16 protein-coding genes are annotated in these 20,828 nt (G+C 51.2%); 15 read left to right on the top strand and 1 reads right to left on the bottom strand.

What is annotated here, in order from left to right:
* Nucleotides 1-92: 92 nt before the first annotated feature.
* The 11 genes from ycaL to A1WG_RS04725 all read left to right on the top strand — a co-directional run bounded on the left by ycaL (nucleotide 93) and on the right by A1WG_RS04725 (nucleotide 12,470).
* Entirely contained in the window at nucleotides 93-857 is a 765-nt protein-coding gene (gene ycaL, locus A1WG_RS04775) for a metallopeptidase YcaL (RefSeq protein ID WP_001516112.1), read from the top strand.
* Nucleotides 858-1,029: 172 nt separating this feature from the next.
* The gene (gene cmk / locus A1WG_RS04770) at nucleotides 1,030-1,713 is read left to right on the top strand and encodes a (d)CMP kinase (RefSeq protein ID WP_001516113.1); all 684 of its coding nucleotides are present in this window, start codon (nucleotides 1,030-1,032) and stop codon (nucleotides 1,711-1,713) included.
* Nucleotides 1,714-1,823: 110 nt separating this feature from the next.
* Nucleotides 1,824-3,497 (top strand): 30S ribosomal protein S1, encoded by a 1,674-nt coding sequence (gene rpsA / locus A1WG_RS04765; protein ID WP_001516114.1) that lies wholly within the window; start codon nucleotides 1,824-1,826, stop codon nucleotides 3,495-3,497.
* A 159-nt stretch (nucleotides 3,498-3,656) separates the two neighbouring features.
* Nucleotides 3,657-3,941, top strand: a complete 285-nt coding sequence (gene ihfB, locus A1WG_RS04760; protein WP_000167336.1) for an integration host factor subunit beta — start codon at nucleotides 3,657-3,659, stop codon at nucleotides 3,939-3,941.
* Between the two features lie 205 nt (nucleotides 3,942-4,146).
* Nucleotides 4,147-6,411 carry a ComEC family protein gene (locus A1WG_RS04755; protein ID WP_000869356.1) on the top strand — a complete coding sequence of 755 codons (2,265 nt, stop codon included), beginning with the start codon at nucleotides 4,147-4,149 and terminating at the stop codon, nucleotides 6,409-6,411.
* 36 nt (nucleotides 6,412-6,447) lie between these two features.
* A complete protein-coding gene (gene msbA, locus A1WG_RS04750; protein ID WP_000551252.1) occupies nucleotides 6,448-8,196 on the top strand; it encodes a lipid A ABC transporter ATP-binding protein/permease MsbA in 1,749 nt (582 codons plus the stop codon).
* A complete protein-coding gene (lpxK, locus tag A1WG_RS04745) occupies nucleotides 8,193-9,179 on the top strand; it encodes a tetraacyldisaccharide 4'-kinase (protein WP_001516115.1) in 987 nt (328 codons plus the stop codon). Before msbA ends, lpxK begins: the two co-directional genes overlap by 4 nt.
* 35 nt (nucleotides 9,180-9,214) lie before the next feature.
* On the top strand, nucleotides 9,215-10,447 hold the full coding sequence (ycaQ, locus tag A1WG_RS04740) for a crosslink repair DNA glycosylase YcaQ (RefSeq protein ID WP_001516116.1): 1,233 nt from the start codon (nucleotides 9,215-9,217) through the stop codon (nucleotides 10,445-10,447).
* Nucleotides 10,448-10,498: 51 nt separating this feature from the next.
* On the top strand, nucleotides 10,499-10,681 hold the full coding sequence (gene ycaR, locus A1WG_RS04735) for a protein YcaR (RefSeq protein ID WP_000350069.1): 183 nt from the start codon (nucleotides 10,499-10,501) through the stop codon (nucleotides 10,679-10,681).
* The gene (kdsB, locus tag A1WG_RS04730; protein WP_001516117.1) at nucleotides 10,678-11,424 is read left to right on the top strand and encodes a 3-deoxy-manno-octulosonate cytidylyltransferase; all 747 of its coding nucleotides are present in this window, start codon (nucleotides 10,678-10,680) and stop codon (nucleotides 11,422-11,424) included. Before ycaR ends, kdsB begins: the two co-directional genes overlap by 4 nt.
* 152 nt (nucleotides 11,425-11,576) lie before the next feature.
* Complete coding sequence (locus A1WG_RS04725; RefSeq protein ID WP_000436936.1) at nucleotides 11,577-12,470, top strand: YcbJ family phosphotransferase; 894 nt, start codon at nucleotides 11,577-11,579, stop codon at nucleotides 12,468-12,470.
* Here A1WG_RS04725 and elyC read toward each other — a convergent pair.
* The gene (elyC, locus tag A1WG_RS04720; protein ID WP_000899544.1) at nucleotides 12,447-13,226 is read right to left on the bottom strand and encodes an envelope biogenesis factor ElyC; all 780 of its coding nucleotides are present in this window, start codon (nucleotides 13,224-13,226) and stop codon (nucleotides 12,447-12,449) included. The two genes, A1WG_RS04725 and elyC, sit on opposite strands and share 24 nt — an antisense overlap.
* 135 nt (nucleotides 13,227-13,361) lie before the next feature.
* Here elyC and cmoM point away from each other — a divergent pair, with 135 nt between their 5' ends.
* The 4 genes from cmoM to mukB are packed head-to-tail and all read left to right on the top strand — an operon-like array spanning nucleotide 13,362 to nucleotide 20,611.
* On the top strand, nucleotides 13,362-14,147 hold the full coding sequence (gene cmoM, locus A1WG_RS04715) for a tRNA uridine 5-oxyacetic acid(34) methyltransferase CmoM (protein ID WP_001516118.1): 786 nt from the start codon (nucleotides 13,362-13,364) through the stop codon (nucleotides 14,145-14,147).
* Nucleotides 14,144-15,466, top strand: a complete 1,323-nt coding sequence (gene mukF, locus A1WG_RS04710) for a chromosome partition protein MukF (protein WP_001288861.1) — start codon at nucleotides 14,144-14,146, stop codon at nucleotides 15,464-15,466. Before cmoM ends, mukF begins: the two co-directional genes overlap by 4 nt.
* Nucleotides 15,447-16,151: a chromosome partition protein MukE gene (mukE, locus tag A1WG_RS04705; RefSeq protein WP_001516119.1), complete on the top strand. Its 705-nt coding sequence runs from the start codon at nucleotides 15,447-15,449 to the stop codon at nucleotides 16,149-16,151. Before mukF ends, mukE begins: the two co-directional genes overlap by 20 nt.
* A complete protein-coding gene (gene mukB / locus A1WG_RS04700; RefSeq protein ID WP_000572625.1) occupies nucleotides 16,151-20,611 on the top strand; it encodes a chromosome partition protein MukB in 4,461 nt (1,486 codons plus the stop codon). The genes mukE and mukB overlap by 1 nt, the downstream gene beginning before the upstream one ends.
* Nucleotides 20,612-20,828 lie beyond the last annotated feature (217 nt).

The following is a 20,828-nucleotide window of genomic DNA, read 5'->3' on the forward strand; positions in this document are numbered from 1 at the left end:
TTGTGAGCCATTCGTATTAATGGTAGCGTTAGTTGTCAATGTAAGTTGTTGATACATAATATTTATGTATGATTAATCAACGGATGATTCACATGAAGAATACTAAATTACTGCTGGCGATTGCGACCTCTGCAGCATTACTGACAGGGTGTCAGAATACGCACGGTATTAATACCGATCTGGCTATCAGCTCCGGTTTAAATGCCTATAAAGCCGTAACGTTAAGCGATGCCGATGCAAAAGCGATTGCCAATCAGGGTTGTGTCGAAATGGACAGCGGCAACAAAGTCGCTAGCAAATCCAGCAAGTACGGTAAACGTCTGGCAAAAATCGCCAAAGCATTGGGTAGCAATATTAACGGTACGCCGGTCAACTATAAGGTATATATGACCAGCGACGTTAACGCATGGGCGATGGCAAACGGCTGTGTTCGTGTCTACAGTGGCCTGATGGACATGATGAACGACAATGAAATTGAAGGCGTTCTGGGCCATGAATTGGGGCACGTTGCATTGGGTCACTCGCTGGCTGAAATGAAAGCCTCTTATGCGATTGTTGCCGCACGTGATGCGATTTCCGCAACCAGCGGTGTGGCTTCTCAGCTTTCCCGTTCACAATTAGGCGATATCGCAGAAGGCGCTATCAATGCTAAGTACTCCCGCGATAAAGAGTCCGAAGCAGATGATTTCTCCTTTGATCTGCTGAAGAAACGTGGCATCAACACCCAGGGACTGGTCGGTAGCTTTGAAAAACTGGCCAGCCTGGATGGCGGTCGTACCCAGTCTATGTTTGACTCTCATCCACCATCAACAGAGCGTGCACAACACATCCGTGACCGTATCGCCTCTGGTAAGTAAATCATTGTCATCTTTCGGGCTGGTCTTTCGCCAGCCCGCTATAATTGCGCAATAAATCCCCATCTGAATACAGACAAAACTGGTTTTTGCACACAACGTTAACGATTTGTGGCGCTGGCGCGTATAATGCGCGCGGTTATGTTAACGGTACGCCTGTTTTAAGGAGATAAAGATGACGGCAATTGCCCCGGTTATTACCATTGATGGCCCAAGCGGTGCAGGGAAAGGCACTTTGTGTAAGGCTATGGCGGAAGCGTTGCAATGGCATCTGCTGGACTCGGGTGCAATTTATCGCGTACTGGCACTGGCGGCATTACATCACCATGTTGATGTGGCGTCGGAAGATGCTCTGGTGCCACTGGCATCCCACCTGGATGTACGTTTTGTATCGACCAATGGCAATCTGGAAGTGATCCTCGAAGGGGAAGATGTCAGTGGTGAAATTCGCACCCAGGAAGTGGCGAATGCCGCTTCACAAGTCGCGGCATTTCCCCGTGTTCGCGAAGCATTATTGCGTCGCCAACGCGCATTTCGCGAATTACCTGGCCTGATTGCCGATGGCCGCGATATGGGAACGGTGGTATTCCCTGATGCACCAGTGAAAATTTTCCTTGACGCCTCCTCAGAAGAACGTGCACATCGCCGCATGCTACAGTTGCAGGAGAAGGGCTTTAGTGTTAACTTTGAGCGCCTTTTGGCCGAGATCAAAGAACGCGACGACCGCGATCGTAATCGAGCGGTAGCGCCGTTGGTTCCGGCAGCCGATGCTTTAGTGTTGGATTCCACCTCCTTAAGCATTGAGCAAGTGATTGAAAAAGCGTTACACTACGCGCGCCAAAAATTGGCTCTCGCATAAGCGACCGAATTTGCAGTACCCCCGCTGCAATGGAATGACAGCGGGTATGTTAAACAACCCCATCCGGCACGGAGCCAGGTGGACGTTAAATATAAACCTGAAGATTAAACATGACTGAATCTTTTGCTCAACTCTTTGAAGAGTCCTTAAAAGAAATCGAAACCCGCCCGGGTTCTATCGTTCGTGGCGTTGTTGTTGCTATCGACAAAGATGTAGTACTGGTTGACGCTGGTCTGAAATCTGAGTCTGCCATCCCGGCTGAGCAGTTCAAAAACGCCCAGGGCGAGCTGGAAATCCAGGTAGGTGACGAAGTTGACGTTGCTCTGGACGCAGTAGAAGACGGCTTCGGTGAAACTCTGCTGTCCCGTGAGAAAGCTAAACGTCACGAAGCCTGGATCACGCTGGAAAAAGCTTACGAAGATGCTGAAACTGTTACCGGTGTTATCAACGGCAAAGTTAAGGGCGGCTTCACTGTTGAGCTGAACGGTATTCGTGCGTTCCTGCCAGGTTCTCTGGTAGATGTTCGTCCGGTGCGTGACACTCTGCACCTGGAAGGCAAAGAGCTTGAATTCAAAGTAATCAAGCTGGATCAGAAGCGCAACAACGTTGTTGTTTCTCGTCGTGCCGTTATCGAATCCGAAAACAGCGCAGAGCGCGATCAACTGCTGGAAAACCTGCAGGAAGGCATGGAAGTTAAAGGTATCGTTAAGAACCTCACTGACTACGGTGCATTCGTTGATCTGGGCGGCGTTGACGGCTTGCTGCACATCACTGACATGGCCTGGAAACGCGTTAAGCATCCGAGCGAAATCGTCAACGTGGGCGACGAAATCACTGTTAAAGTGCTGAAGTTCGACCGCGAACGTACCCGTGTATCCCTGGGCCTGAAACAACTGGGCGAAGATCCGTGGGTAGCTATCGCTAAACGTTATCCGGAAGGTACTAAACTGACTGGTCGCGTAACCAACCTGACCGACTACGGCTGCTTCGTTGAAATCGAAGAAGGCGTTGAAGGCCTGGTACACGTTTCCGAAATGGATTGGACCAACAAAAACATCCACCCGTCCAAAGTTGTTAACGTTGGCGATGTAGTGGAAGTTATGGTTCTGGATATCGACGAAGAACGTCGTCGTATCTCCCTGGGTCTGAAACAGTGCAAAGCTAACCCGTGGCAGCAGTTCGCGGAAACCCACAACAAGGGTGACCGTGTTGAAGGTAAAATCAAGTCTATCACTGACTTCGGTATCTTCATCGGCCTGGACGGCGGCATCGATGGCCTGGTTCACCTGTCTGACATCTCCTGGAACGTTGCAGGCGAAGAAGCAGTTCGTGAATACAAAAAAGGCGACGAAATCGCTGCAGTTGTTCTGCAGGTTGACGCAGAACGTGAACGTATCTCCCTGGGCGTTAAGCAGCTCGCAGAAGATCCGTTCAACAACTGGGTTGCTCTGAACAAGAAAGGCTCTATCGTAACCGGTAAAGTAACTGCAGTTGACGCTAAAGGCGCAACCGTAGAACTGGCTGACGGCGTTGAAGGTTACCTGCGTGCTTCTGAAGCATCCCGTGACCGCGTTGAAGATGCTACCCTGGTTCTGAGCGTTGGCGACGAAGTTGAAGCTAAATTCACTGGCGTTGATCGTAAAAACCGCGCAATCAGCCTGTCTGTTCGTGCGAAAGACGAAGCTGACGAGAAAGATGCAATCGCAACTGTTAACAAACAGGAAGATGCAAACTTCTCCAACAACGCAATGGCTGAAGCTTTCAAAGCAGCTAAAGGCGAGTAATTCTCTGACTCTTCGGGATTTTTATTCCGAAGTTTGTTGAGTTTACTTGACAGATTGCAGGTTTCGTCCTGTAATCAAGCACTAAGGGCGGCTACGGCCGCCCTTAATCAATGCAGCAACAGCAGCCGCTAAATTTGCCTTTAAGGAACCGGAGGAATCATGACCAAGTCAGAATTGATAGAAAGACTTGCCACCCAGCAATCGCACATTCCCGCAAAGACGGTTGAAGATGCAGTAAAAGAGATGCTGGAGCATATGGCCTCGACTCTTGCGCAGGGCGAGCGTATTGAAATCCGCGGTTTCGGCAGTTTCTCTTTGCACTACCGCGCACCTCGTACCGGACGTAATCCGAAAACTGGCGATAAAGTAGAACTGGAAGGAAAATACGTTCCTCACTTTAAACCAGGTAAAGAACTGCGCGATCGCGCCAATATTTACGGTTGAGTTTTTACACAAACTTGAACGCGAAAAAAGCACCTGTCGGGTGCTTTTTTCATTTCTGTAATCTGAATCTGGAAGATGTCTCGCAGAGTTGTGTACAGTTTTCATCTTCCTGTTAAATTCTTCTGAACGCGCCTCGGGCAAAGCAAAACACCCACCAGACAACTGCCGAACAAAGTTGCACACTTTCCAAAACAGGGAGGGGTGCATGAAAGTAACGACGATCAGCGTATGCGTAATTTGTGGGATTTTTCCACTGCTGGTATTACCGCAACTACCCGGGACGTTAGCCACTGCAGTTCTTACAACTTTCGCCTGCGTACTGGCATTTATTCCTGTTAAAGCTGTTCGTTATTTCACGCTGATATTGCTGTTTTTTCTTTGGGGCGTACTGGCGGCGAAGCAAGTTATGTGGGTAGGAGAAGCCTTAGCTGGTGCGACGCAGGATGCAATCGTCGAGATTACTGCCACTGATGGCATGACCACTCATTACGCTCAAATTACCCACTTACAAGGCCGACGTCTTTTCCCTGCGCCAGGCATCGTGCTGTATGGCGAATATCTGCCGCAAGCAGTTTGTGCCGGACAACAATGGTCAATGAAACTCAACGTTCGTGCGGTTCACGGCCAGCTTAATGATGGCGGCTTTGACAGCCAGCGTTATGCCATTGCCCAGCATCAGCCGCTCACCGGGCGCTTTCTGCAGGCAAGCGTCATTGAAGCGAGTTGTAGTCTGCGAGCGCAATATCTGGCCTCTTTACAAACGTCTCTGCAACCCTATCCGTGGAAAACGGTCATTCTTGGTTTAGGTATGGGTGAACGGTTATCTGTACCCAGAGAAATCAAAAATATTATGCGCAATACCGGTACAGCGCATTTAATGGCGATATCGGGATTACACATTGCTTTTGTGGCATTACTGGCGGCAGGGCTTATTCGCAGTGGGCAAATTTTCCTTCCTGGGCGTTGGATCCATTGGCAGATACCATTAATTGGCGGAATTTGCTGTGCTGCTTTTTATGCATGGTTGACTGGTATGCAACCTCCCGCATTGCGTACCGTAGTGGCGCTTGCAACGTGGGGAATGCTTAAGTTAAGTGGTCGACAATGGAGTGGCTGGGATGTGTGGATATGCTGCCTTGCAGTAATATTGCTGATGGACCCTGTTGCCATTCTCTCGCAAAGCTTGTGGCTCTCTGCCGCCGCGGTGGCGGCGCTTATTTTTTGGTATCAGTGGTTTCCCTGTCCGGTATGGTCGCTGCCACCTGCAGTGCGTGCGATGGTTTCTCTCATCCATCTGCAACTGGGAATAACGCTCCTGTTAATGCCTGTACAAATCGTCATATTTCATGGCATTAGCCTGACCTCGTTTATAGCAAATCTATTTGCCATTCCTTTAGTGACATTTATTACTGTTCCGTTGACGCTTGCCGCGATGATCGTGCATTTAAGCGGACCATTAATTGTGGAGCAAGGTTTATGGTTGCTTGCCGACAGGTCTTTGGCTTTACTTTTCTGGGGGTTAAAGAGTTTGCCGGAAGGATGGATCAACATTGCTGAACGTTGGCAATGGCTATCATTTTCTCCCTGGTTATTGTTGATAGTATGGCGACTAAACGTATGGCGAACACTGCCAGTGGTGTGTGTGGCTGGAGGCATTATGATGTGCTGGCCGCTGTGGCAAAAACCACAGCCCGACGAGTGGCAGGTGTATATGCTTGATGTCGGCCAGGGACTGGCAATGGTGATTGCGAGAAATGGCAAAGCGATTCTCTATGATACGGGACTTGCCTGGCCGGAGGGCGACAGCGGGCAACAAATTATCATCCCCTGGCTACGCTGGCATAACCTTGAACCGGAAGGCGTCATTCTTAGCCATGAACATCTGGATCATCGGGGAGGACTGGACTCGATATTACGTACCTGGCCGACGTTATGGGTCAGAAGCCCTTTAAATGGGGAGCATCATCAGCCCTGTGTGCGTGGCGAAGCGTGGCAGTGGCAAGGATTACGTTTTAGTGTGCACTGGCCTTTACAAGGTAGCAACGATAAAGGAAATAACCATTCCTGTGTGGTTAAGGTTGATGACGGAATGTATAGCATTCTTTTAACTGGTGATATTGAAGCACTAGCTGAACAAAAAATGCTAAGTCGTTACTGGCAGCATGTGCAGGCGACATTACTTCAGGTGCCCCATCACGGTAGTAATACCTCATCATCATTGCCATTAATTCAGCGTGTGAATGGAAAAGTGGCACTGGCATCGGCATCGCGCTATAACGCGTGGCGACTACCCTCCAGTAAAGTTAAAAGACGCTATCAACTTCAGGGATATCAATGGGTTGACACCCCTCATCAGGGGCAAATAACCGTCGATTTTTCAGCGCAAGGTTGGCTGGTACGCAGCCTAAGGGAGCAAATTTTACCTCGTTGGTATCATCAGTGGTTTGGCGTGCCAGTGGATAACGGGTAGAATATGCGGCTATTTCAACAAATGCTGGTTTTTTGAATGCATAACGACAAAGATCTCTCTACGTGGCAGACATTCCGCCGACTGTGGCCAACCATTGCGCCTTTTAAAGCGGGTCTGATCGTGGCGGGCATAGCGTTAATCCTCAACGCGGCCAGCGATACCTTCATGTTATCGCTCCTTAAGCCACTTCTTGATGATGGCTTTGGTAAAACAGATCGCTCCGTGCTGATGTGGATGCCGCTGGTGGTTATTGGGCTGATGATTTTACGTGGTATCACCAGTTATATCTCCAGCTACTGTATCTCCTGGGTATCTGGCAAAGTGGTAATGACCATGCGTCGTCGCCTGTTTGGTCATATGATGGGAATGCCGGTTTCATTTTTTGATAAACAGTCAACCGGGACTCTGCTTTCACGTATTACTTACGATTCTGAACAGGTTGCTTCGTCATCTTCCGGCGCACTGATTACTGTTGTACGTGAAGGTGCGTCCATCATTGGTTTGTTCGCCATGATGTTCTATTACAGTTGGCAGTTATCGATCATTTTGATTGTGCTGGCACCCATTGTCTCGATTGCAATTCGTATCGTATCGAAGCGTTTTCGCAGCATCAGTAAAAACATGCAAAACACGATGGGGCAGGTGACCACCAGTGCGGAACAGATGCTGAAAGGCCACAAAGAAGTGCTGATTTTTGGTGGCCAGGAAGTGGAAACGAAGCGTTTTGATAAGGTCAGCAACAAAATGCGTTTGCAGGGGATGAAGATGGTGTCCGCCTCGTCCATCTCTGACCCGATCATTCAATTGATCGCTTCTTTGGCGCTGGCGTTTGTTCTGTATGCGGCGAGCTTCCCAAGTGTGATGGATAGCCTGACAGCCGGTACGATTACCGTTGTTTTCTCTTCAATGATTGCACTGATGCGTCCGCTGAAATCGCTGACCAACGTTAACGCCCAGTTCCAACGTGGTATGGCGGCCTGTCAGACGCTGTTCACCATTCTGGATAGTGAACAGGAGAAAGACGAAGGTAAGCGTGAGATTGAGCGTGCTACCGGCGATGTGGAATTCCGTAATGTTACCTTCACCTATCCAGGGCGTGAAGTTCCCGCTTTGCGTAACATCAACCTGAAAATCCCGGCAGGGAAAACAGTTGCTCTGGTTGGACGTTCTGGTTCGGGTAAATCGACCATCGCGAGTTTAATCACTCGCTTCTACGATATCGATGAAGGCGAGATCCTGATGGATGGTCACGATCTACGCGAGTATACCCTGGCGTCATTGCGTAATCAGGTTGCGCTGGTGTCGCAGAATGTCCATCTGTTTAACGATACGGTTGCCAACAACATTGCTTACGCACGTACTGACCAGTACAGCCGTGAGCAAATTGAAGAAGCGGCGCGTATGGCTTATGCCATGGACTTTATCAATAAGATGGATAACGGTCTCGATACGGTAATTGGCGAAAACGGTGTACTGCTTTCTGGCGGTCAGCGTCAGCGTATTGCTATTGCTCGTGCTTTGTTGCGTGACAGCCCGATTCTGATTCTGGACGAAGCCACCTCGGCACTGGATACTGAATCTGAACGTGCAATTCAGGCGGCGCTGGATGAGTTGCAGAAAAACCGTACTTCACTGGTGATAGCCCACCGTTTGTCTACCATTGAAAAGGCAGACGAAATTGTGGTCGTCGAGGACGGGGTCATTGTGGAACGCGGTACGCACAACGATTTGCTTGAACACCGTGGTGTCTACGCGCAACTTCACAAAATGCAGTTTGGCCAATGATTGAAAAAATCTGGTCTGGTGAATCGCCTTTGTGGCGGCTGTTGCTGCCACTCTCCTGGCTGTATGGCCTGGTGAGTGGTGCAATCCGTCTTTGCTACAAATTAAAATTGAAACGCGCATGGCGCGCGCCAGTGCCAGTTGTGGTGGTCGGTAACCTCACCGCAGGTGGCAATGGAAAAACCCCGGTCGTTGTCTGGCTGGTGGAACAACTGCAAAAACGCGGTGTTCGCGTTGGTGTGGTGTCAAGGGGGTATGGCGGTAAGGCCGAGTCGTATCCGTTGTTACTGTCGGCAGATACCACCACGGCACAGGCGGGTGATGAACCGGTGCTTATTTATCAGCGCACTGGTGCGCCTGTTGCGGTTTCTCCCGAACGTTCTGATGCAGTAAAAGTGATTCTGGCGCAGCATCCTGATGTACAACTCATCGTGACTGACGACGGTCTACAGCATTATCGCCTGGCGCGAGATGTAGAAATTGTCGTCATCGATGGTGTGCGTCGCTTTGGTAATGGCTGGTGGTTGCCCGCGGGGCCAATGCGTGAGCGAGCGGGGCGCTTAAAATCGGTTGATGCGGTAATCGTCAACGGCGGTGTACCGCACAATGGTGAAATCCCAATGCATCTGCTGCCGGGTCAGGCTGTGAATTTGCGTACTGGTACGCGTTGTGATGTTGCACAACTTGAACATGTGGTAGCAATGGCGGGGATTGGTCACCCGCCGCGCTTTTTTGCCACTCTGAAGATGTGCGGTGTTCAACCAGAAAAATGTGTTCCGCTGGCCGATCATCAGTCTTTGAATCATGCGGATGTCAGCGCACTGTTAAGTGCCGGGCAAACGCTGATCATGACTGAAAAAGATGCGGTGAAATGCCGGGCCTTTGCAGAAGAAAATTGGTGGTATTTGCCCGTTGACGCACAGCTTTCGGGCGATGAACCAGAGAAACTGCTCGCGCAACTTTCCTCGCTGGCTTCTGGCAACTAATTCCGCCGCGGCAGCGTTCAATAGATGGAGCCATGATGACGCTGCCGTATATTTCCCTTGCCGATGCGCGTAATCTTCACCTTGCCGCGCAAGGCCTGTTAAACAAATCCCGCCGTCGTGCGTCGCCAGAAGATATCCTGTCAACTATCTCCCGTATCTCCCTGCTACAAATAGACACTATCAATATCGTTGCCCGCAGCCCTTATCTGGTACTTTTTAGTCGCCTTGGTAATTATTCTCCGCAGTGGCTGGATGAGTCACTGACACGTGGCGAATTAATGGAGTACTGGGCGCATGAAGCCTGCTTTATGCCGCGTAGCGATTTTCGTCTTATTCGCCACCGAATGCTGGCACCTGAAAAAATGGGCTGGAAATACAAAGACGCCTGGATGCAGGAACATGTAGCAGAAATTGAACAGTTAATTCAGCACATACAAGATAACGGACCGGTACGTTCAGCCGATTTCGAACATCCCCGAAAAGGGGCAAGCGGTTGGTGGGAGTGGAAGCCCCATAAACGGCATCTGGAAGGCTTATTTACTGCCGGAAAAGTCATGGTAGTTGAACGGCGCAACTTCCAGCGAGTTTATGATCTAACCCATCGCGTCATGCCTCACTGGGATGATGAGCGTGATCTCGTTTCGCAAACAGAAGCAGAAATCGCCATGCTGGATAACAGCGCGCGTTGCCTGGGAATATTCCGCGAACAGTGGCTGGCGGATTATTATCGTTTGAAACGTCCTGCACTGTCGGCCTGGCGTGATCTATGTGCTGAACAGCAACAAATTATCCCCATAAATGTGGAGAGATTAGGACAACTCTGGCTGCATGCTGACTTGTTGCCTCTTCTCGAAACAGCTCTCGCGGGGAAACTAACCGCGACGCATAGCACTGTACTGTCACCTTTTGACCCTGTCGTCTGGGATCGTAAACGTGCAGAGCAACTTTTTGATTTTAGCTACCGGCTGGAATGCTACACGCCAGCGCCGAAACGCCAGTATGGCTATTTCGTTCTGCCGTTACTACATCGTGGGCAATTAGTCGGGCGAATGGATGCCAAAATACATCGCCAGGCGGGCATTCTTGAAGTTATCTCCCTCTGGTTACAGGATGGCATCAAACCGACAGCTTCTCTTCAAAAAGGGTTACGCCAGGCGATTACCGATTTTGCTAGCTGGCAGCAGGCGACGCGAGTGACATTAGGGCGCTGCCCACCCGATCTTTTTACCGATTGCCGCACTGGCTGGGAAATAGCCCCCTACGCATAAATGATTATGATAAGATTTATGCATTCATAACCCGATCCATCTGGAGGAACTATGGATCATCGTCTGCTTGAAATCGTTGCCTGCCCGGTTTGCAACGGCAAACTTTGGTATAACCAGGAAAAACAAGAACTGATTTGCAAACTGGATAACCTGGCTTTCCCGCTGCGCGATGGCATTCCAGTTCTGCTGGAAACGGAAGCCCGTGTACTGACTGCCGATGAGAGTAAATCATGAGTTTTGTGGTCATTATTCCCGCGCGCTACGCTTCTACGCGTCTGCCCGGTAAACCGCTGGTCGATATTAACGGCAAGCCCATGATCGTTCATGTCCTTGAGCGCGCCCGCGAATCAGGTGCCGATCGCATCATCGTGGCAACCGATCATGATGATGTCGCCCGCGTCGTTGAAGCTGCGGGTGGTGAAGTATGCATGACGCGCGCCGATCATCAATCAGGCACTGAGCGTCTGGCGGAAGTTGTCGAAAAATGCGCGTTCAGTGACGATACGGTGATTGTTAATGTGCAGGGGGATGAACCCATGATCCCTGCAACAATCATTCGTCAGGTTGCCGATAATCTCGCCCAGCGTGAAGTGGGAATGGCTACCCTGGCTGTACCTATCCACAATGCGGAAGAAGTCTTTAATCCGAATGCGGTTAAAGTGGTTCTTGATGCTGAAGGTTATGCGCTTTACTTTTCACGTGCCACCATTCCGTGGGATCGTGACCATTTTGCAAAAAGTCTGGAAACCGTTGGTGATAATTTCCTGCGGCATCTCGGTATTTATGGCTACCGTGCAGGTTTTATCCGCCGTTATGTTAACTGGCAGCCAAGCCCGTTAGAACACATCGAAATGTTAGAGCAGCTTCGCGTACTGTGGTACGGCGAAAAAATCCATGTTGCTGTCGCCCGGGAAGTTCCTGGTACAGGTGTGGATACCCCTGAAGATCTCGAGCGCGTTCGCGCTGAAATGCGCTAAGTTAATTTCACGACACTCCACCCGATTTTCGGGGGAGTGTCGTACCGTTACGATTTTCCTCATTTTTCTTTTCAACAATTGATCTCATTCAGGTGACATCTTTTACATTGGCGCTCATTATGAAGGCAGTAGCTTTTATGAGGGTAATCTGAATGGAACAGCTGCGTGCCGAATTAAGCCATTTACTGGGTGAAAAACTCAGTCGTATTGAGTGTGTCAATGAAAAAGCGAATACGGCGTTGTGGGCTTTGTATGACAGCCAGGGAAACCCAATGCCGCTGTTGGCAAGAAGCTTTAGTACGCCAGGGCAAGCACGACAGTTGGCATGGAAAACCACCATGCTGGCGCGCAGCGGGACTATCCGTATGCCAACTATTTATGGTGTGATGACACATGAAGAACACCCAGGCCCCGATGTCCTGTTACTGGAGCGGATGCGTGGTGTTTCTGTGGAAGCACCTGCACGTACACCGGAACGTTGGGAGCATCTGAAAGAGCAAATTGTTGAAGCTCTGTTGGCCTGGCACCGACAGGACAGTCGCGGTTGCGTTGGCGCAGTGGATAATACCCAGGAAAATTTCTGGCCCTCCTGGTATCGGCAACATATTGAAGTGTTATGGACCACGCTCAATCAGTTCAATAACACCGGTTTAACCATGCAGGATAAGCGGATTCTGTTCCGCACCCGCGAATGTCTTCCAGCATTATTTGAAGGATTTAACGACAATTGTGTGCTGATTCACGGCAATTTCTGTTTGCGTAGCATGTTGAAAGATTCGCGCAGCGATCAACTACTGGCGATGGTCGGGCCGGGATTAATGCTTTGGGCACCGCGAGAGTATGAACTGTTCCGACTAATGGATAATACGCTGGCAGAAGATTTACTCTGGAGTTACCTGCAACGCGCGCCAGTGGCGGAGTCGTTCATCTGGCGACGTTGGCTATATGTGTTATGGGATGAAGTTGCGCAACTGGTCAATACCGGACGGTTTAGTCGGAGCAACTTCGATCTGGCATCAAAATCACTCTTGCCGTGGCTCGCCTGATGAACCTTTTAACCACTGCCAGATGCGGCCAAGCGTTTCATAACCGGCCCGATCGCTATGCATCAACCAGACCGGAGACGGGATTGCCCGTTCCCACGGGTTAAGCGGTGAATCGATTGCCAGTTGATTGGCGGGGGCAGGTAGCGGATTTAACCCTGCATGTTGAAAAAAGATCATCGCGCGCGGCAAATGAGACGCAGAGGTCACCAACAGGAAAGGGGCGTCACCAATTGCCTGTTTCACTGCTGTGGCTTCTTCTTCGGTATCTTTCGGTAAATCCAGCGTAATAATCTGCTCGCGTGGGACACCCAGCGATTGCGCCACTCTGGCCCCCACTTCTGCTGTACTCACCGTATTGGTTTTTGCCACACCACCCGTGAAGATTAACTTTGATCCCGGATTTTCACGCCACAAACGCACGCCTTCATTCAGGCGTGGCAGACTGTTATTGATTAAATTTGAACTTGGCGCCCACTGCGGGTTCCAGGTATAGCCGCCGCCCAGCACCACTATATAGTCCACTTTTTGTACATTGTTCCATGTCGGATAGGTGCTTTCGATGGGGCGCAGCAGACGATCTGCTACCGGTTGCAAACTTAATAACAAAAGTGCCAGCCATCCTACGCTAATAAATATCTTCCCGGTTTTTTGAAAACGACTAAACCACAGCAGCACCAGGCCAGCACCAATAATCAGCAACATCAGCGGAAGTGGCAGCAGCATACCGCCAATCACTTTTTTCAGTGTAAAAAGCATCCTTTCTGGTTCCTTTTTTAACCATATAGCGAGGGATCGGCAGTGATATTACACCAGACGGGTTCATTCTCGCCTCGGCTGTGACAAAATAGCGCCTTTATCAGAAAACGTCTTAGCCAACCGGTGGAGAAAGCAATGCAGGATCGCAATTTTGATGATATTGCGGAAAAGTTTTCCCGTAACATTTACGGCACCACCAAAGGACAGCTTCGACAGGCTATTCTGTGGCAGGATCTCGATCGTGTGCTGGCGGAAATAGGCTCGCAAAAATTGCGAGTGCTGGATGCTGGCGGTGGTGAAGGGCAGACGGCGATCAAAATGGCCGGGCGTGGGCATCAGGTCATTTTATGCGATCTTTCTGCGCAGATGATCGACCGCGCAAAGCAGGCGGCAGAAGCAAAAGGTGTGAGTGGCAACATGCAATTTATACATTGCGCTGCTCAGGATGTTGCTTCGCATTTGGAAACGCCCGTTGATCTGATATTGTTCCATGCGGTGCTGGAGTGGGTCGCTGACCCCCGTAGCGTGTTACAGACTCTGTGGTCAGTGTTGCGCCCAGGAGGCATGTTGTCGTTAATGTTCTACAATGCGCACGGTTTGCTGATGCACAACATGGTTGCAGGGAATTTTGATTACGTGCAGGCGGGAATGCCGAAAAAGAAAAAACGGACGCTTTCGCCAGACTCTCCGCGCGATCCGGCGCAGGTATATCAGTGGCTGGAAGAAGCTGGCTGGCAAATTACCGGCAAGACCGGCGTTCGCGTGTTTCATGATTATCTGCGTGAAAAGCACCAACAGCGCGATTGCTACGAAGCATTACTTGAATTAGAAACGCGTTATTGCCGTCAGGAACCTTACATTAGCCTGGGGCGTTATATTCATGTCACCGCGCGCAAACCGCAGAGCAAGGATAAAGTATGAGTGAATTTTCCCAGACAGTCCCCGAACTGGTTGCCTGGGCCAGAAAAAATGACTTCTCCATCTCGCTGCCGGTAGACCGTCTCTCTTTTCTGCTGGCGGTGGCCACGCTGAACGGCGAGCGTCTGGACGGCGAGATGAGTGAAGGTGAGCTGGTGGATGCATTCCGCCACGTGAGTGATGCGTTTGAGCAAACCAGCGAAACCATCGGCGTGCGCGCCAACAACGCGATCAACGATATGGTGCGTCAACGTCTGCTGAACCGCTTTACAAGCGAACAGGCGGAAGGGAACGCCATTTACCGTCTGACGCCGCTCGGCATCGGCATTACTGATTACTACATCCGTCAGCGCGAGTTTTCTACGCTGCGTCTTTCTATGCAATTGTCGATCGTAGCAGGCGAACTGAAGCGTGCGGCGGATGCGGCAGAAGAGGGCGGCGATGAGTTTCACTGGCACCGTAACGTCTATGCGCCGCTGAAATACTCGGTAGCAGAAATTTTCGACAGTATCGACCTGACGCAACGTCTGATGGACGAACAGCAGCAACAGGTGAAAGACGATATCGCCCAGTTACTGAATAAAGACTGGCGGGCGGCGATCTCAAGCTGTGAAATGTTGCTTTCGGAAACCTCTGGTACGCTGCGTGAATTGCAAGATACGCTGGAAGCGGCGGGCGACAAATTACAGGCTAACCTGTTGCGCATCCAGGATGCGACCATGACCCATGACGATCTGCATTTTGTCGATCGTCTGGTGTACGACCTGCAAAGCAAACTCGACCGTATTATCAGTTGGGGTCAGCAATCCATCGATTTATGGATCGGTTATGACCGCCACGTACATAAATTTATCCGTACCGCGATCGATATGGATAAAAACCGTGTCTTTGCCCAGCGATTACGTCAGTCGGTACAAACCTATTTTGATGACCCGTGGGCGCTGACTTACGCCAATGCCGATCGTCTGCTGGATATGCGTGACGAAGAGATGGCACTGCGTGACGAAGAAGTGACCGGGGAACTTCCGCCAGATTTAGAGTACGAAGAGTTTAACGAGATCCGCGAACAACTGGCGGCAATCATCGAAGAGCAGCTCGCCGTTTATAAAACCAGACAAGTGCCGCTGGATCTTGGTCTGGTGGTACGCGAATATCTGGCGCAGTATCCGCGTGCGCGTCACTTTGATGTTGCGCGCATTGTTATTGATCAGGCGGTACGCCTCGGCGTAGCGCAAGCAGACTTCACCGGACTGCCAGCGAAATGGCAGCCGATTAATGATTACGGAGCCAAGGTACAGGCGCATGTCATCGACAAATATTGAACAAGTGATGCCGGTTAAGCTGGCGCAAGCGCTGGCGAATCCGTTATTTCCGGCGCTGGATAGCGCCTTACGTTCAGGTCGCCATATCGGTCTTGACGAACTGGACAACCATGCATTCCTGATGGATTTTCAGGAATACCTGGAAGAGTTTTACGCGCGTTATAACGTTGAGCTTATTCGCGCGCCGGAAGGTTTCTTCTATTTGCGTCCACGTTCCACCACGTTGATCCCTCGTTCCGTGTTGTCCGAACTGGATATGATGGTTGGGAAAATCCTCTGTTATCTCTATCTCAGCCCGGAACGGCTGGCGAACGAGGGGATCTTTACTCAGCAGGAACTGTATGACGAACTGCTCACCCTGGCTGACGAAGCGAAACTGCTGAAACTGGTAAACAACCGTTCTACCGGTTCAGACGTTGACCGCCAGAAGTTGCAGGAAAAAGTACGTTCTTCGCTAAATCGTCTGCGTCGTTTGGGCATGGTGTGGTTTATGGGCCACGACAGCAGCAAGTTCCGCATTACAGAATCGGTGTTCCGTTTTGGTGCGGATGTGCGTGCTGGTGACGATCCGCGCGAAGCCCAACGTCGCCTGATTCGCGATGGTGAAGCAATGCCGCTGGAAAATCACCTGCAACTCAACGACGAAACCGAAGAGAATCAGCCAGATAGCGGAGAGGAAGAATAATGATTGAACGCGGTAAATTTCGCTCACTGACGCTGATTAACTGGAACGGCTTTTTTGCCCGTACCTTTGACCTCGATGAGCTGGTCACAACGCTTTCCGGCGGTAACGGTGCAGGTAAATCCACCACTATGGCGGCGTTTGTTACGGCGCTTATTCCTGACCTGACCCTGCTGCACTTCCGTAACACCACGGAAGCCGGGGCCACCAGTGGTTCGCGCGATAAAGGTTTGCACGGTAAGCTAAAAGCGGGCGTCTGTTATTCGATGCTCGACACCATCAACTCGCGCCATCAGCGCGTGGTGGTCGGTGTGCGTCTGCAACAGGTTGCCGGGCGCGATCGTAAAGTGGATATCAAACCGTTTGCGATTCAGGGGCTACCGATGTCGGTGCTGCCGACGCAACTGGTGACAGAAACCCTGAACGAACGCCAGGCGCGCGTGCTGCCGCTTAATGAGCTGAAAGAGAAGCTCGAAGCGATGGAAGGCGTGCAGTTTAAGCAGTTCAATTCCATCACCGATTACCATTCACTGATGTTCGATCTGGGCATCATTGCGCGTCGTCTGCGCTCGGCGTCTGATCGTAGTAAATTCTATCGTCTGATCGAAGCCTCACTGTACGGCGGTATTTCCAGTGCCATTACCCGTTCTCTGCGTGACTATCTGCTGCCAGAAAACAGCGGCGTGCGTAAAGCGTTCCAGGATATGGAAGCAGCGCTGCGTGAAAACCGCATGACGCTGGAAGCGATTCGTGTAACGCAGTCCGATCGCGACCTGTTTAAGCATTTGATCAGTGAAGCCACCAACTATGTGGCGGCGGACTATATGCGTCACGCCAACGAACGTCGCGTTCATCTGGATAAGGCACTAGAGTTTCGTCGTGAGCTACACACTTCTCGTCAGCAACTGGCGGCGGAGCAGTACAAACACGTCGATATGGCGCGTGAACTGGCAGAGCACAACGGTGCGGAAGGCGATCTGGAAGCAGATTATCAGGCAGCCAGCGATCACCTGAACCTCGTGCAAACCGCACTGCGTCAGCAGGAAAAGATCGAACGTTACGAAGCGGATCTCGATGAATTGCAGATCCGTCTCGAAGAGCAAAACGAAGTGGTGGCAGAGGCCATCGAACGTCAGGAAGAGAATGAAGCGCGCGCGGAAGCCGCCGAACTGGAAGTGGACGAGCTGAAAAACCAGCTTGCTGACTACCAGCAGGCACTGGACGTCCAGCAAACGCGCGCGATCCAGTACAACCAGGCGATTACTGCACTTAACCGCGCTAAAGAACTGTGTCATTTGCCGGACTTAACTGCCGACAGCGCCGCCGAGTGGCTGGAAACCTTCCAGGCGAAAGAGCTGGAAGCCACCGAAAAAATGCTCTCTCTTGAGCAGAAAATGAGCATGGCACAAACCGCGCATAGCCAGTTTGAGCAGGCTTATCAGTTAGTCGCAGCCATTAACGGTCCGCTGGCGCGTAACGAAGCGTGGGATGTTGCTCGTGAACTGCTGCGCGAAGGGGTCGAACAACGTCACCTTGCAGAACAGGTTCAGCCGCTGCGGATGCGCTTAAGCGAACTGGAACAGCGCCTGCGTGAGCAACAGGAAGCCGAGCGCCTGCTGGCGGATTTCTGCAAACGCCAGGGCAAGAACTTTGATATCGATGAACTGGAAGCCCTGCATCAGGAACTGGAAGCACGCATTGCCTCCCTTTCTGACAGCGTGTCTAATGCCCGTGAAGAGCGCATGGCGCTGCGTCAGGAACAGGAACAACTGCAATCACGCATTCAGAGTCTGATGCAGCGTGCGCCGGTTTGGTTGGCTGCGCAAAACAGCCTCAATCAGTTGAGCGAGCAGTGCGGTGAAGAGTTCACCTCCAGTCAGGACGTCACTGAATACATGCAACAGTTGCTGGAGCGCGAGCGCGAGGCGATTGTTGAACGTGACGAAGTGGGCGCGCGCAAAAACGCCGTTGACGAAGAGATCGAGCGTTTAAGTCAGCCGGGGGGCTCTGAAGATCAGCGCCTGAATGCGCTGGCGGAACGTTTTGGCGGCGTGCTGTTGTCAGAAATTTATGACGACGTTAGCCTGGAAGACGCGCCGTACTTCTCGGCGCTGTATGGCCCCTCTCGTCACGCCATCGTAGTGCCCGATCTGTCGCAGATTGCCGAACAACTGGAAGGTTTAACCGATTGCCCGGAAGATCTCTATCTGATCGAAGGTGATCCGCAGTCATTCGATGACAGCGTGTTCAGCGTTGATGAACTGGAAAAAGCGGTGGTGGTGAAAATTGCCGACCGTCAGTGGCGTTATTCGCGCTTCCCTGAAGTGCCGTTGTTTGGTCGTGCGGCGCGCGAAAGCCGTATTGAAAGCCTTCATGCCGAACGTGAAGTGCTTTCCGAACGCTTCGCCACGCTCTCCTTTGATGTACAGAAAACTCAGCGCCTGCATCAGGCTTTCAGTCGCTTTATCGGCAGCCATCTGGCGGTGGCATTTGAGTCCGATCCGGAAGCTGAAATCCGTCAACTGAACAGCCGCCGCGTCGAACTGGAGCGGGCGTTGAGTAATCATGAAAATGATAACCAGCAGCAACGCATTCAGTTTGAGCAGGCGAAAGAGGGCGTGACAGCGCTTAACCGCATCCTGCCGCGCCTTAACCTGTTGGCTGACGATACGCTGGCAGATCGCGTCGATGAAATCCGCGAACGTCTGGATGAAGCCCAGGAAGCGGCGCGTTTTGTTCAGCAGTTCGGTAATCAACTGGCGAAACTGGAGCCGATCGTTTCAGTGTTGCAAAGCGATCCGGAACAGTTTGAACAGTTAAAAGAAGATTACGCATACTCCCAGCAGATGCAGCGCGATGCCCGTCAGCAGGCATTTGCCCTGACGGAAGTGGTGCAGCGTCGCGCACACTTTAGCTACTCCGACTCGGCAGAAATGCTCAGTGGTAACAGCGATCTCAACGAAAAATTGCGTGAACGTCTGGAACATGCGGAAGCAGAGCGTACCCGTGCTCGTGAAGCACTGCGTGGTCATGCTACACAGTTGAACCAGTACAATCAGGTGCTGGCATCGCTGAAAAGTTCTTACGACACTAAAAAAGAACTGCTTAACGATCTGCAACGCGAATTGCAGGATATCGGTGTGCGTGCCGATAGCGGCGCAGAAGAGCGCGCGCGTATTCGCCGTGACGAGCTACATGCGCAACTCAGTAATAACCGTTCCCGTCGCAACCAACTGGAAAAAGCGCTCACCTTCTGCGAAGCGGAGATGGACAACCTGACCCGTAAACTGCGCAAGCTGGAGCGTGATTATCACGAGATGCGCGAGCAGGTGGTGACCGCCAAAGCGGGCTGGTGCGCGGTAATGCGCATGGTGAAAGACAACGGCGTCGAACGCCGCTTGCACCGTCGTGAGCTGGCTTATCTTTCTGCTGATGATTTGCGTTCCATGTCGGATAAGGCGTTAGGTGCGCTGCGTCTGGCGGTAGCGGATAACGAACATCTACGCGACGTGCTGCGTATGTCGGAAGATCCAAAACGTCCGGAACGTAAAATCCAGTTCTTCGTGGCGGTTTACCAGCATCTGCGCGAACGAATCCGCCAGGATATTATTCGTACCGATGATCCGGTAGAAGCTATCGAGCAGATGGAGATCGAACTTAGCCGTCTGACCGAAGAATTAACCTCCCGTGAGCAGAAACTGGCGATCAGTTCCCGCAGTGTGTCGAACATTATTCGCAAAACCATTCAGCGCGAACAGAACCGTATCCGTATGCTTAACCAGGGCTTGCAGAACGTGTCGTTCGGCCAGGTGAACAGCGTACGTCTGAACGTGAATGTGCGTGAAACGCACGCCATGTTGCTGGATGTGCTTTCTGAACAGCATGAACAACATCAGGATTTGTTTAACAGCAACCGTCTGACCTTCTCGGAAGCGCTGGCGAAACTGTATCAGCGCCTTAACCCGCAAATTGATATGGGGCAGCGCACGCCGCAGACCATTGGTGAAGAGCTGTTGGATTATCGCAACTACCTGGAGATGGAAGTTGAAGTTAACCGTGGTTCCGATGGATGGCTGCGTGCGGAGTCAGGCGCGTTGTCAACGGGTGAGGCCATCGGTACAGGGATGTCGATTCTGGTGATGGTGGTACAGAGCTGGGAAGATGAATCCCGTCGTCTGCGCGGTAAAGATATTTCTCCTTGTCGTCTGCTGTTCCTCGATGAAGCAGCGCGCCTGGATGCCCGTTCTATCGCCACGTTGTTTGAATTGTGTGAGCGTTTGCAAATGCAGCTCATCATCGCGGCACCAGAAAATATTAGTCCGGAAAAAGGCACCACCTACAAACTGGTGCGTAAGGTATTCCAGAATACCGAACACGTACATGTGGTTGGTTTGCGTGGCTTTGCGCCGCAGCTTCCTGAAACGCTTCCAGGAACTGACGAAGCGTCTTCCCAGGCAAGTTAAGATTAAGGCGGCAGCGATGTCGCCTTTTTTTTCGAAAACTCCGTTTCTGCACTAAAAAAATGCCGCATTACGGTGCGCTTTTCTTTAAACTTCTTTACATTAGGTTGTGTAAAAACGTATCGACGTTTATATACTGAAGGTAAGCCTGATAAGTAACAGGCTTGCTCGTCATACTTTCGTGAGTATTGGCGTTGTACAGGCAAGTAGAGAAAAGCAG

Origin of the sequence: Escherichia sp. KTE96 (assembly GCF_000408525.1) — a bacterium.
GTDB classification, from domain to species: Bacteria; Pseudomonadota; Gammaproteobacteria; order Enterobacterales; family Enterobacteriaceae; genus Escherichia; species Escherichia marmotae.

Excerpts from the sequence above, each read along its gene's own strand:
- A1WG_RS04725 (WP_000436936.1), top strand. The coding sequence starts at position 11,577 with ATGGAACAGCTGCGTGCCGAATTAAGCCATTTACTGGGTGAAAAACTC.
- elyC (WP_000899544.1), bottom strand. The coding sequence starts at position 13,226 with ATGCTTTTTACACTGAAAAAAGTGATTGGCGGTATGCTGCTGCCACTT.
- ihfB (WP_000167336.1), top strand. The coding sequence starts at position 3,657 with ATGACCAAGTCAGAATTGATAGAAAGACTTGCCACCCAGCAATCGCAC.
- lpxK (WP_001516115.1), top strand. The coding sequence starts at position 8,193 with ATGATTGAAAAAATCTGGTCTGGTGAATCGCCTTTGTGGCGGCTGTTG.
- A1WG_RS04755 (WP_000869356.1), top strand. The coding sequence starts at position 4,147 with ATGAAAGTAACGACGATCAGCGTATGCGTAATTTGTGGGATTTTTCCA.
- ycaR (WP_000350069.1), top strand. The coding sequence starts at position 10,499 with ATGGATCATCGTCTGCTTGAAATCGTTGCCTGCCCGGTTTGCAACGGC.
- kdsB (WP_001516117.1), top strand. The coding sequence starts at position 10,678 with ATGAGTTTTGTGGTCATTATTCCCGCGCGCTACGCTTCTACGCGTCTG.
- ycaL (WP_001516112.1), top strand. The coding sequence starts at position 93 with ATGAAGAATACTAAATTACTGCTGGCGATTGCGACCTCTGCAGCATTA.
- cmk (WP_001516113.1), top strand. The coding sequence starts at position 1,030 with ATGACGGCAATTGCCCCGGTTATTACCATTGATGGCCCAAGCGGTGCA.
- msbA (WP_000551252.1), top strand. The coding sequence starts at position 6,448 with ATGCATAACGACAAAGATCTCTCTACGTGGCAGACATTCCGCCGACTG.
- ycaQ (WP_001516116.1), top strand. The coding sequence starts at position 9,215 with ATGACGCTGCCGTATATTTCCCTTGCCGATGCGCGTAATCTTCACCTT.
- rpsA (WP_001516114.1), top strand. The coding sequence starts at position 1,824 with ATGACTGAATCTTTTGCTCAACTCTTTGAAGAGTCCTTAAAAGAAATC.
- cmoM (WP_001516118.1), top strand. The coding sequence starts at position 13,362 with ATGCAGGATCGCAATTTTGATGATATTGCGGAAAAGTTTTCCCGTAAC.
- mukB (WP_000572625.1), top strand. The coding sequence starts at position 16,151 with ATGATTGAACGCGGTAAATTTCGCTCACTGACGCTGATTAACTGGAAC.
- mukE (WP_001516119.1), top strand. The coding sequence starts at position 15,447 with ATGTCATCGACAAATATTGAACAAGTGATGCCGGTTAAGCTGGCGCAA.
- mukF (WP_001288861.1), top strand. The coding sequence starts at position 14,144 with ATGAGTGAATTTTCCCAGACAGTCCCCGAACTGGTTGCCTGGGCCAGA.